Annotated in this window: 9 protein-coding genes and 1 pseudogene; 8 read left to right on the forward strand and 2 right to left on the reverse strand. The window is 72.2% G+C overall.

Annotated features, from left to right (window positions below):
• Nucleotides 1-19: 19 nt before the first annotated feature.
• The gene (locus AB0J93_RS03855) at nt 20-526 is read right to left on the reverse strand and encodes an inorganic diphosphatase (protein WP_281582445.1); all 507 of its coding nucleotides are present in this window, start codon (nt 524-526) and stop codon (nt 20-22) included.
• Nucleotides 527-1166: 640 nt separating this feature from the next.
• On the opposite strand from AB0J93_RS03855, the gene dacB reads away from it, so the two are divergent.
• From dacB to AB0J93_RS03875, 4 genes and pseudogenes are all read left to right on the forward strand, one after another.
• A complete protein-coding gene (gene dacB / locus AB0J93_RS03860) occupies nt 1167-2579 on the forward strand; it encodes a D-alanyl-D-alanine carboxypeptidase/D-alanyl-D-alanine-endopeptidase (RefSeq protein WP_363918528.1) in 1413 nt (470 codons plus the stop codon).
• A 152-nt stretch (nt 2580-2731) separates the two neighbouring features.
• On the forward strand, nt 2732-3799 hold the full coding sequence (locus AB0J93_RS03865; RefSeq protein ID WP_363917898.1) for a zinc-dependent metalloprotease: 1068 nt from the start codon (nt 2732-2734) through the stop codon (nt 3797-3799).
• A 16-nt stretch (nt 3800-3815) separates the two neighbouring features.
• A pseudogene (gene tilS / locus AB0J93_RS03870) lies at nt 3816-4790 on the forward strand (tRNA lysidine(34) synthetase TilS); the annotation flags it as partial.
• Between the two features lie 86 nt (nt 4791-4876).
• Entirely contained in the window at nt 4877-6511 is a 1635-nt protein-coding gene (locus tag AB0J93_RS03875) for a gamma-glutamyltransferase family protein (RefSeq protein WP_363917900.1), read from the forward strand.
• Nucleotides 6512-6536: 25 nt separating this feature from the next.
• Here the strand turns inward: AB0J93_RS03875 and AB0J93_RS03880 are convergent, their stop codons facing one another.
• Nucleotides 6537-7499 carry a helix-turn-helix domain-containing protein gene (locus AB0J93_RS03880; RefSeq protein ID WP_363917902.1) on the reverse strand — a complete coding sequence of 321 codons (963 nt, stop codon included), beginning with the start codon at nt 7497-7499 and terminating at the stop codon, nt 6537-6539.
• Between the two features lie 68 nt (nt 7500-7567).
• Between AB0J93_RS03880 and AB0J93_RS03885 the strand changes: the two genes are divergently transcribed.
• From AB0J93_RS03885 to folE, 4 genes are all read left to right on the forward strand, one after another.
• The gene (locus tag AB0J93_RS03885) at nt 7568-7789 is read left to right on the forward strand and encodes a hypothetical protein (RefSeq protein WP_363918586.1); all 222 of its coding nucleotides are present in this window, start codon (nt 7568-7570) and stop codon (nt 7787-7789) included.
• Between the two features lie 99 nt (nt 7790-7888).
• Nucleotides 7889-8464 (forward strand): hypoxanthine phosphoribosyltransferase, encoded by a 576-nt coding sequence (hpt, locus tag AB0J93_RS03890; protein WP_363917904.1) that lies wholly within the window; start codon nt 7889-7891, stop codon nt 8462-8464.
• 383 nt (nt 8465-8847) lie between these two features.
• Nucleotides 8848-10866, forward strand: a complete 2019-nt coding sequence (gene ftsH / locus AB0J93_RS03895; RefSeq protein ID WP_093409891.1) for an ATP-dependent zinc metalloprotease FtsH — start codon at nt 8848-8850, stop codon at nt 10864-10866.
• A 38-nt stretch (nt 10867-10904) separates the two neighbouring features.
• Nucleotides 10905-11567, forward strand: a complete 663-nt coding sequence (gene folE, locus AB0J93_RS03900; protein ID WP_363918530.1) for a GTP cyclohydrolase I FolE — start codon at nt 10905-10907, stop codon at nt 11565-11567.
• The last annotated feature ends 4 nt before the right edge of the window (nt 11568-11571 follow it).

The following is an 11571-nucleotide window of genomic DNA, read 5'->3' on the forward strand; positions in this document are numbered from 1 at the left end:
CCCGGACCCGTCGGACACCTCAGTGGGTGGACTCGCCGCGCGCCTCGGCCTCCCTGGCGCGCCGGTACGAAGCCTGGATCTCGGCCTCGGCCTCGGTGCGCCCCACCCAGGTCGCACCCTCGACCGACTTGCCCGGCTCAAGATCCTTGTACACCTCGAAGAAGTGCTGGATCTCCAGCCGGTCGAACTCGCCGAGGTGGTGGATGTCGCGCAGGTGTTCCTGCCGCGGGTCCTCGTAGGGGACGCAGAGGACCTTGTCGTCGCCACCCTTCTCGTCCGTCATCCGGAACATGCCGATCGTGCGGCATCGGATCAGGCAGCCGGGGAAGGTCGGCTCGGGCACCAGCACCAGGGCGTCCAGCGGGTCACCGTCCTCGCCCAGGGTGCCCTCGATGAAGCCGTAGTCGGCCGGGTACTGCGTGGAGGTGAAGAGGGTGCGGTCCAGCCGGATCCGCCCGGTCACGTGGTCCACCTCGTACTTGTTGCGGTGACCCTTGGGGATCTCAACCGTGACGTCGAAATCCATCTGCACGCTCCCTCGTTGGCCCACGCTGGCTTGACGGAACCGGCGGCAGAGCCGGGCAGGCGATTGCCAACCCGCCGACTCCGGCCGCCGCATAGTCTTCGGACCGAAGTAGTGTCACCCAGGCCGGTTCCCGGTGGGGGAGGAGGGGGTCGTGGGGAGGGAAGATTCACACTACCGTCCAGGCGGTGACGCCGAGGACGGTGCGAACCGACCGCCGGCCAAGCCGGTCGCCGGGCGGGTGCCGGTGCCGGACGCGCAGGTCCTCCGGCCACAACCTCCGACGCCGCCCGTCACACCGACATCCGTGAACCGATCCGGGGCGAATCCGCCCCCGCACGCGTCGCCGCCGGCCACACCGCCCCGGGGTACCGCCTCCGGACGGGCCGTCGCGCCCGGCGCTGCCAGCCCGGCCCCCGGGCCGGGTGCCGCTGCCCCCACGAGCCCGGCTGCCGGTACTGCCGTCCCGACCAGCCCGGTCGCTGCGTCCGGTGCTGCCGTCCCGACGCGTCCGGCCGGGCCACCGACCGGATCGGCATCCGTGCCGGTCAGCTCGGCGCCGGGCGTGCCGGCGGCCGGTGCGCCGGGTCATCCGCCGGCCGGTGCCGCGCCGTCACCGGTCGGGCCGGTACCGCGCCGGCGGCTGCCGCTTGTGCTCGCCACCGTGCTGGTGCTCGTGCTGGTCGCGGTGGGTCTGGTCGTGGTCCGGCCGGGGCCGGTGGGCCGCTGGCTGGGCGAGGCGCCCGCGACACCGGCGGCCACCGGGGCGGTGGAGCCCGCGCCGGTCGCGGTGCTGGCCGCCGCCGACATCGGCGCGCCGTCGCCCAGCACGGACGGGCTCCGAACCGCGCTCGAACCGCTGATCGACGACACCGCGCTGGGTGGCCGGGTCAACGTGGCGGTGGCCGACGCCCTCACCGGGGAGCTGCTCTTCGATCGCGGTGGCGGCGAGGGGACCGTGCCGGCCTCGGTGACCAAGCTGGTGACCGCCGTGACGGTGTTGACCGCCCGAGGTCCCGGCCATCGGATCCCGACCCGGGCGGTGGCCGGTACCCAGCCCGGCGAGGTGGTGCTGGTCGGTGGCGGGGATCCGACGCTGGCAGCCGACGCGAAGGGCTTCTACCCGGGGGCGGCCAACCTCACCGACCTCGCCGATCAGGTCCGTGACGCGCTGGGCGGGGTCGCACCCACCAGAGTTGTCGTCGACTCCTCGCGCTACTCCGGTCCGGTGTACGAACCCGGCTGGGACGACGACATCCCCACCGGCGGTTTCGGCGGGGCGATCACCGCGCTGATGCTGGACGGAGCGCGCAAGAATCCGAAGGCCGGTCAGGGCTGGGCCGAGCGGGTCGCTGAACCGGACCTGGTCGCCGGCCGTGCCTTCGCCAAACTGCTCGGGGCGCCGGTCGACACCGTACGCCGGGGCACCGCCCCGCCAGCGTCGACCGGGGCGACGGAGTCGGTCGGCGGCGGACCCGGTGTCGAACTCGGTGTGGTGCTCTCGCCGCCGCTGATCCGGCTGGTCGACATCATGATCAGCGAGAGCGACAACATCGTCGCCGAGGCGCTGGCCCGTCAGGTCGCCCTGGCCCGCGACCGGCCGGCCTCGTTCGCCGGTGCGGCGGCGGCGATGGCCGAGGTGGTGTCCGAGCTGGCCCTGCCGGTGACTGGACTCGACCTGGCGGACGGGAGCGGACTGTCCCGGAAGAATCTGATCAGCCCGGTCCTGCTGACCGAGTTGTTGGCGCTCGCGGCCAGCCCGGACCGGCCCGAGCTCGCCGGCATCTTCGGCGGCCTGCCGGTCGCGGGCTGGTCCGGCACCCTGCGCGACCGGTACGAAGCGGCACCCGGCACGGCCGCCGGTGCCGGTGTGGTCCGGGCCAAGACCGGCACGTTGACCCGGGTGCACGCCATCGCGGGAGTGGTGACCACCACCGAAGGACGCCTGCTCACCTTCGCGGTGCTCACCGACGACGTCCCGCCGGACGGGATGGAGCCGGCCCGGGCTGCGCTGGACCGGATCGCCGCCGCCCTGGCCGGCTGCGGCTGTCGCTGAGCGGATCGACGGGCACTGGTCGGAAGGCTGCTCACGCCCCGGTGGAGCGGGTTGCAACTGGTCCCGCGGCGGGCCCTCGCCGCCCTGTGGCGGGACCGGCACTGCGTCGGCCCCGCCGGGTGGGGTGTCGCGGCGCGGGTACGGTGGGTTGCATGGCGCAGTTCGTGGACTGGGATCTGGCCACCGCGACGGCGGGGGCTCTGGGCAAGTCGGGCCCCCGGGTGACGTACGCCGAAGCCACCGAGGTGGTTTCCGAGCTGCGCCGGTTGACCGACGAGGCAGCCGGGCACGTCGCCGACTACACCGGGCTGACCTCGCAGGTCACCCATCCGCCGGTGCGGGTGGTCGATCGGCGTGACTGGGCGGCGACGAACATCGCCGGGCTCCGCGAGGTGATCACCCCGCTGGTCGGCCGGCTCGCGCAGGACAAGCAGCCCGGTGCGCTGACCGAGGCGATCGGTTCCCGGGTGACCGGGGTGCAGGCCGGCACCGTGCTGGCCTACCTTTCCGGCCGGGTCCTCGGGCAGTACGAGGTCTTCTCCGCCGACCCGGGGCAGCTGCTGCTGGTCGCGCCGAACATCGTCGAGGTCGAGCGCAAGCTGGGCGCGGATCCGCGCGACTTCCGGCTCTGGGTCTGTCTGCACGAGGTGACCCACCGGACGCAGTTCACCTCCGTGCCCTGGATGCGGGCCTACTTCCTCGGTGAGGTGCAGGCGTTCGTCGACGCCGCCCAGGGTGGCGAGCACCTGCTGGAGCGGCTGCGCCGGGGGGTGAGCACCCTCGCCGACGCGGTCCGCGACCCGCAGAGCCGGTCCAGCGTGCTGGACATCGTGCAGACGCCGGGGCAGCGGGCCGTGCTGGACCGGCTGACTGCCCTGATGACGCTGCTGGAGGGGCACGCCGAGTTCGTGATGGACGGCGTCGGCCCGCAGGTGATCCCGAGCGTGGAGCGCATCCGGGCCGGCTTCAACCGGCGGCGCGAGGCCGGCAACCCGGTGGAGAAGGCGATCCGGCGGCTGATCGGCATCGACGTCAAGATGCGGCAGTACGCCGAGGGCCGCAAGTTCGTGCACGCCGTGGTGGACCGGGTCGGTATGGCCGGCTTCAACCGGGTCTTCGAGTCGCCGTTGACCCTGCCCCGGCTGTCCGAGCTGAGCGAACCGGACGCCTGGGTGGCGCGGGTACACGGGCCGGTCGGTCCGGTGCCGACCGCCGGCTGAGCGCGTCGCCGCATCGATGGCCGCGCTCGCCCCGCCGGTGGCCGCGATCCGGATCGCGGTCCGACGCGCCTTGGCCGACCTGCCGACGGACGGTCCGGTGCTGGTCGCCTGCTCGGGCGGAGCCGATTCGCTGGCGCTGGCCGCGGCCACCGCGTTCGTGGCACCCCGGGCGGGCCGCGCCGCCGGGCTGGTCACCGTCGATCACGGGTTGCAGGCCGGTTCGCGGCGCCGGGCCGAGGCGGTGGCGCGCTGGGCGGTCGAGGTCGGCCTGGCTCCGGTGGAAATGGTCCGGGTCGAGGTCGCCGGCCGGCCCGGTGGCCCGGAGGCGGCGGCCCGGGACGCCCGTTACCAGGCGTTGGCCGAGGCTGCCGGCGGGCACCGCGCTTCGGCGCTGCTCACCGGCCACACCCGGGACGACCAGGCGGAGACGGTGCTGCTCGCGCTGGCCCGGGGCGCCGGCCCGCGCGGACTCGCCGGCATGCCGGCCCGCCGGGACCTGGCCGGCACCCCACTCGTACGACCGCTGTTGGAGATCGGGCGGGCGGAGACCCGTGCCGCCTGCGCGGCCCTCGGTCTGGTGCCGTGGGACGATCCGCACAACAGCGACCCGGCGTACGCCCGCTCCCGGGTCCGGGCCGACGTGCTGCCCGTGTTGATCCGGGCGCTCGGACCGGGCGTGCTGGACAACCTCGCCCGTACCGCCGCGCTGGTGGCGGCGGACAACGCGGTCCTCGACGAACTCGCCGTGGTGGCGCTGAGCCAGGCCCGGCATCCCGACGGTGGCTTGGTCACCCGGACTCTGGCGGACCTGGCGCCCGCCGTACGCGGTCGGGTGCTGCGCGCCTGGGCCCATGAATTGGGCACGCCCCCGGCCGCACTGTCGCATCGCCACGTCGCCGCGCTCGACGCGTTGGTCACGGCGTGGCGCGGCCAAGGAGCCAGCTACCTGCCGGGCGGGCTGCGGGTGCTCCGCCGCGACGACCGGCTGGTGTCGGAGTCACCACCGGCCTCGCCGGCCGGCCGAGCACCGGCGCCTCAGGCGGCGGGGGCAGCGCCCGACGAGGCGGTGGTCGAAGGATGACCCATCCCCGGCCACCGCTGTACGCGCCGCGTGGCGCCGTGGCCACCAGCCAGCCGCTGGCCGTGGCCGCCGGCCTGGCCGTGCTGCGTCGTGGTGGCAACGCCGTGGACGCCGCGCTGGCCACCGCCAGCACCCTCACCGTCGTGCAACCACCCTCCAACGACATCGGCGGTGACCTTTTCGCCATCGTCTGGGACGGCGAGCGGCTGCACGGCCTGAACGCCTCCGGCCGGTCGCCCGCCGGGCTGACCCGGGATCTGGTGCTCGCGAGGACCGACGGTCGAGGTGCCGAACCCGCCGACGCGCTGGGTGGGGCTCAGGCGGTCGGCCCGGCGATGCCGGCCCGGGGCTGGTTGCCGGTGACCGTACCGGGCGTGCCGGCGGGCTGGCGCGACCTGCACGAGCGGTTCGGATCGCTGCCGTTCGCGGACCTGCTCGCCGACGCCATCGGCTACGCCGAGCAGGGACACCCCGTCTCCACCGCGACAGCGGCGGCCTGGTCCCGCGCGGTCGCCGGGCACGCCGGCCTGACCGGTCCCGAGTACGCGGAGTTCGGGCGGGTGTTCGCACCGGACGGGCGGGCTCCCCGCGCGGGCGAGCGGTGGCGCAACCCGGACGCGGCACGGACGCTCCGACTGATCGCCGACAGCCGGGCGGAGGAGTTCTACCGGGGGCGGATCGCGGCGGCCCTGACCGACCACGCCGCCCGTACCGGCGGCCTGCTCACCCCGGCGGACCTGGAGACCCACGCCAGCGTCTGGGTCGATCCGGTGTCGGTTCGCTACCGGGACCACGAGGTCTGGGAGCTGCCGCCGAACGGGCAGGGACTGGCCGCCCTGCTCGCCCTGGGCATCCTGGACGGATTCGATCCGGCCGACGGGTCGCGGTGGCTGCACCGGCAGATCGAGGCGGTCAAGGCCGGCTTCGCCGATGCGCACGCCCACGTCGCCGATCCCGACCATGCCCCGGTCCCATCCGGGCTGCTCACCCCGGAGCACCTGGCGCGACGCCGCGCGGCGGTCACCGAGGCGGCGGCCGACCCGGTGGCCGGCACCCCGGAGCGCGGTGGGACGGTCTACCTCTGCACGGCTGACCAGAGCGGCATGATGGTCAGCCTGATCCAGTCCACCTACCTCGCCTTCGGCTCGCACGTGGTGCTGCCCGGGTACGGCTTCGCGCTGCAGAATCGTGGTCTCGGCTTCCGGCTGGAGGCGGACCACCCGAACGTGGTCGGCCCGGCCAAGCGGCCGTATCACACAATCATTCCCGGTTTCCTGACCCGCCAGGGCGCGCCGGTGGGGCCGTTCGGGGTGATGGGTGGGCACATGCAGCCCCAGGGCCACGTTCAACTGGTCTCGGCGACCGTGGACGCTGACCTCGACCCGCAGGCGGCGCTGGGTGCCCCGCGCTGGTACTGGCACGCGGGACGCTCGCTGCTGGTCGAGGAGGAGCTGATCGCCGGGCCCGGTGGTGCCGCGCTCATCGCCGACCTGCGGGACCGGGGCCACCAGGTCGCCGTCGCGCCCGATTCCACCGTCTTCGGCTACGGGCAGGCGATCTGGCGACGCGCCGACGGGGGATACGTCGTCGGTTCGGAGCCCCGGGGTGACGGCGCCGCCGGAGGCTTCTGACCTGCGTGACCGGCCGGGCGACCGGTCAGCCGGTGGGAGCACGATCGCGGAACGTGGTGCGGTACGCCTGTGGCGTGGCACCGACCCGGCGGGTGAAGTGGTGCCGCAGGACGGCGGCGTCGCCGAAGCCGGCCCGATCGGCGACCGCTTCCACGGTCATTGCGGTGTCCTCCAACAGCCGGCGGGCCAGCAGTACGCGTTGGTTGGTCAGCCAGTCGTGCGGGGTGGTGCCCGTCTCGGCGCGGAACCGGCGAGCGAACGTCCGGGGTGCCATCCCGGCCCGCGCGGCCAACTCGTCGACGGTGGTCTGCCGGTCCAGATGGCCCATCAGCCATTCCAGTACCGGTTCCAGGGTGGGCGCCTCCGGTGCCTTCGGGATCGGTGCCTCGATGTACTGGGCCTGCCCGCCGTCGCGATGTGGGGGCACCACCATCCGTCGGGCGAGCCGGGTGGCGGTGGCCGAGCCGTGCGCCTGGCGCACCAGGTGCAGGCAGGCGTCGATGCCGGCGGCGGTGCCGGCACTGGTGAGCAGGCGGCCGTCCTGCACGTAGAGCGAGTTGCAGCGCACCCGGGCGCTCGGGTGGCGGCGCTGCAACTCGTCGACGTGCCGCCAGTGGGTGGTGCACTCCCGTCCGTCGAGCAGTCCTGCCTCGCCCAGCAGGTACGCGCCGGCACACACGCTGAACAGGTACGCGCCCCGATCGGCGGCCCGGCGTAACGCCTCGTGGACCTCGGCCGGTGCGGTGGTGGTCGGGTCGTGGGCGGGCACGGCCACCAGGTCCGCCTGCTCCAGCGGATCCAGATCGGCGTTCGGCACCAGGTGAAAGCCGGCGGAGGTGCGTACCGGGACCTGTCGAGGTCCACACACGTCGAAGCGGTAGCCGGGCAGCCCGTCGGCGGTGCGGTCGGTGCCGAACACCTCAGCGAGCACGCCGAGTTCGAACGGAGCGACACCGTCCAGGACGAGTACGGCCACTGAACGAAGCATGTGACGAGGGTAACCGCACGAGTGGCAGTAAATCGAGCAGGACTGGCATTCCTGCCACTGTCCGAGAGTTGGCGGGGTACGCAGACTGGCAGATGTCCGGTGCGCACCGGCGGCGACACGACAACCGCAGACGCCAGAAAGCGAGCGCCGCCATGGGTTTCCTGTTCTTCCTGCTGTTCTTCCTGTCCCTCGCCCTGCTGTCCGCCCTGGGGCTGACCGCCGACAGCCGTGACTCCGCGGACTGGAAGCCCTCCGACGGGGGCCACAGGTGGCAGTCGCGCCGCTGCTGAGCCGAATGTTCCCTTCATCCGGAAAATCCCCAGGCGGGGTTGTCCCGAAACGGGCGGCCCCGCCGACGGCGAACCCGGGGCGTACGGCAGGCTATGGTCATGGCTGACGGCTCCTGGTACGACGCCGACATCGACCACGTGATCATTTCCGAGGCGCAGATCCGCGAGAAGACCGCGGAGCTGGCCAAGCAGGTCTCCGCGGACTACGCGCACGTCACCGACGGGCTGCTGCTCGTCTGCGTACTCAAGGGCGCGGTCATGTTCATGGCCGACTTCGCCCGGGCGCTGGGCCGGCACGGCCCTCCGGCCGAGCTGGACTTCATGGCCATCTCCTCGTACGGGCAGGGCACCACCTCCTCCGGCGTGGTCCGGATCCTCAAGGACCTCGACCGGGACATCGCCGGTCGGCACGTCGTCGTCGTGGAGGACATCGTCGACTCCGGGCTGACCCTGTCCTGGCTGCTGCGCTACCTGGAGTCGCGGTCGGCGGCGAGCGTCGAGGTGGTCGCGCTGTTCCGCAAGCCGGAGGCGGTCAAGGTGACGGTGCCGGTCAGGTACGTGGGCTTTGACATCCCGACCGAGTTCGTGGTCGGGTACGGCCTCGACTTCGGTGAGCGCTACCGGGAACTGCCGTACGTGGGGGTGCTCAAGCCGGAGGTCTACGCCCGCTCCTGACCGTGCGGGTTCCCGCCACGCCACGGCGCCCCCCGGACCGCCAGCCCTTGTCCGCACCCCGCCGGCCCGACTGCGGTCGTGGGCGCGTCCGCCCGACGTTCAGCCGACTTTCAGCTGATCGGACTACCTTTGCCACGGTGACCCGGAGATCCGACTCCGGGCCACGCCGGCTGACATCCGGTTCGCCGTGCGCGTAAGTGCTGGGCTCGCCAGCTCATATCGGTCTCGCACGGTGTACCGTCGAATGACCGTGGCGCGGCAATCGCGCCCCGGGGTCGAGGCCGGCCCGCACGGCGGCTCCGGCAGCCGCCCAGGCGGCGACACCCACAGTCGGTCAGGACGTCGATCAGGAGGATGCGGGCGTCTCGGCGCTCGACAACAGCATGGAACGTACGCGTTTCTTCCGCCGACCGGTGTTCTGGGTCATCCTGGTCATCCTCGGCGCCGTCGTGCTCAGTCAGTTGTTCACCGGTGGACCCAGTTACCACCGGGTGGACACGTCCGTCGCGCTCGACCAGCTCAACAAGGGTGGCATCGAGAAGGTCGTCTTCCAGGACAAGGAACAGACGATCCAGCTCGAGCTGGCCGAGGAGACCGAGTTCGGCGACACCACCACGAAGCTGATCGAGGCCCAGTTCCCCTACGAGGTCGGCGACGAGGTCTGGAACCAGGTCCTCGACGCCAAGGCCAACAATCGGGTCACCGGGCCAGCCGACACCGAGGTGTCGTCCGACAGCATCTGGGTCAGCCTGCTGGTCAACCTGCTTCCCATCGTGCTGCTCGTGCTACTGCTGCTGTTCTTCATGTCGCAGATGCAGGGCGGCGGCTCCCGGGTGCTCAACTTCGGCAAGTCCAAGGCGAAGATGATCACCAAGGACACGCCGAAGACGACGTTCGCCGACGTGGCGGGCTCCGAGGAGGCCGTCGAGGAGCTGCACGAGATCAAGGACTTCCTGCAGAACCCGGCGAAGTACCAGGCGCTCGGTGCGAAGATCCCGAAGGGCGTGCTGCTCTTCGGCCCGCCCGGCACCGGTAAGACGCTGCTCGCCCGAGCGGTGGCCGGCGAGGCCGGGGTGCCCTTCTACTCGATCTCCGGTTCCGACTTCGTCGAGATGTTCGTCGGTGTCGGTGCCAGCCGGGTCCGTGACCTGTTCGAGCAGGCCAAGGCGAACGCGCCCGCGATCGTCTTCGTCGACGAGATCGACGCCGTCGGCCGGCACCGCGGAGCCGGCATGGGTGGCGGCCACGACGAGCGCGAGCAGACCCTGAACCAGCTCCTCGTCGAGATGGACGGCTTCGACGTCAAGGGCGGCGTCATCCTGATCGCCGCCACCAACCGGCCGGACATCCTCGACCCGGCGCTGCTGCGTCCGGGCCGGTTCGACCGGCAGATCCCGGTCGACGCTCCCGACATGGAGGGCCGCAAGGCGATCCTGCGGGTGCACGCCAAGGGCAAGCCGTTCACGCCCGACGTCGACCTCGACTCGGTGGCCAAGCGGACGCCGGGCTTCAGTGGTGCCGACCTCGCCAACGTGATCAACGAGGCGGCCCTGCTGACCGCCCGGAAGGACCAGCGGGCCATCTCCAACGACTCGCTCGAGGAGTCGATCGACCGCGTGATCGCCGGCCCGCAGCGGCGTACCCGGGTGATGAGTGACCAGGAAAAGAAGATCACCGCGTACCACGAGGGTGGGCACGCGCTTGTCGCCTGGGCGCTGCCGCACGCCGCACCGGTGCACAAGGTGACGATCCTGTCCCGGGGCCGCTCCCTGGGCCACACCCTGGTGCTGCCGACCGAGGACAAGTACACCCAGACCCGCGCCGAGATGGTCGACACCCTGGCGTACGCGCTGGGCGGCCGGGCCGCCGAGGAACTCGTCTTCCACGAGCCCACCACCGGTGCCGGCAACGACATCGAGAAGGCCACCCAGCTGGCCCGCGCGATGATCACGCAGTACGGGATGAGTTCCAAGCTCGGTGCGATCAAGTACGGCACCAGCGGTGACGAGCCGTTCCTCGGCCGCAACATGGGCCACGAGCGGGACTACTCCGACGCGGTCGCCGCCGAGATCGACGGCGAGATGCGGGCCCTGATCGAGCTTGCCCACGACGAGGCCTGGGAGATCCTGGTTGAGTACCGGGACGTCCTGGACAACATCGTGCTCGAGCTGATGGAGAAGGAGACCCTCTCCACCGCCGACATGGCCCGGATCTGCGCCCGGGTGGTGAAGCGTCCGCCGATGGCCCCGTACAACGGCTTCGGCAAGCGGCAGCCCTCCACCGAACCGCCCGTGCTCACCCCTGCGGAGAAGGACGCGCTGAAGGTGCAGGCGGAGGCCGACGGCGCAGAGGCGACCGTGGGCGGCGGCAGCTCCAACAACTCCTCGGACGGTTCGCACTGAGCACCGACGACACGGCGGCCGGTCCCCCACAGCGGGGACTGGCCGCCTCCGCCACCGAACCCGACACCGACCGCCTCGACTACATCGCCGCGCGGCTGGTCAACGGTCGGCTCACCGGTCGTCCCGTCGAGGACACCATGGACCTCGGCCGGATCGAGAAGGCCGTCCGCGAGATCCTCATCGCGGTCGGGGAGGATCCGGACCGCGACGGCCTCCAGCAGACCCCGGCCCGGGTCGCCCGGGCCTACGCGGAACTCTTCGCCGGCCTGCGCGTCGACCCGGCCACGGTGCTCACCACCACCTTCGAAGCCAACCACGAGGAACTGGTGCTGGTCCGGGACATCGACGTGATGAGCCTATGCGAGCATCACCTGCTGCCCTTCCGGGGCAGTGCCCACATCGGCTACATCCCCGGTCCCGACGGCCGGATCACCGGGCTGTCCAAGCTGGCCCGGCTGGTCGAGGTGTTCGCCCGGCGGCCCCAGGTGCAGGAGCGGCTCACCTCACAGATCGCGGACCTGCTGATGACGCGGCTGGCACCCCGGGGCGTGGTCGTCGTGCTCGAGTGCGAACACATGTGCATGGCGATGCGGGGCATCCAGAAATCCGGCGCCAGGACGATCACGTCTGCGGTGCGTGGCACCCTGCAACACGACGCCAAGTCCCGGGCCGAGGCGATGGCTCTGATCATCCCCCGCTGACCGG

This window comes from Micromonospora sp. NPDC049374, from assembly GCF_040677165.1.
GTDB lineage: Bacteria > Actinomycetota > Actinomycetes > Mycobacteriales > Micromonosporaceae > Micromonospora.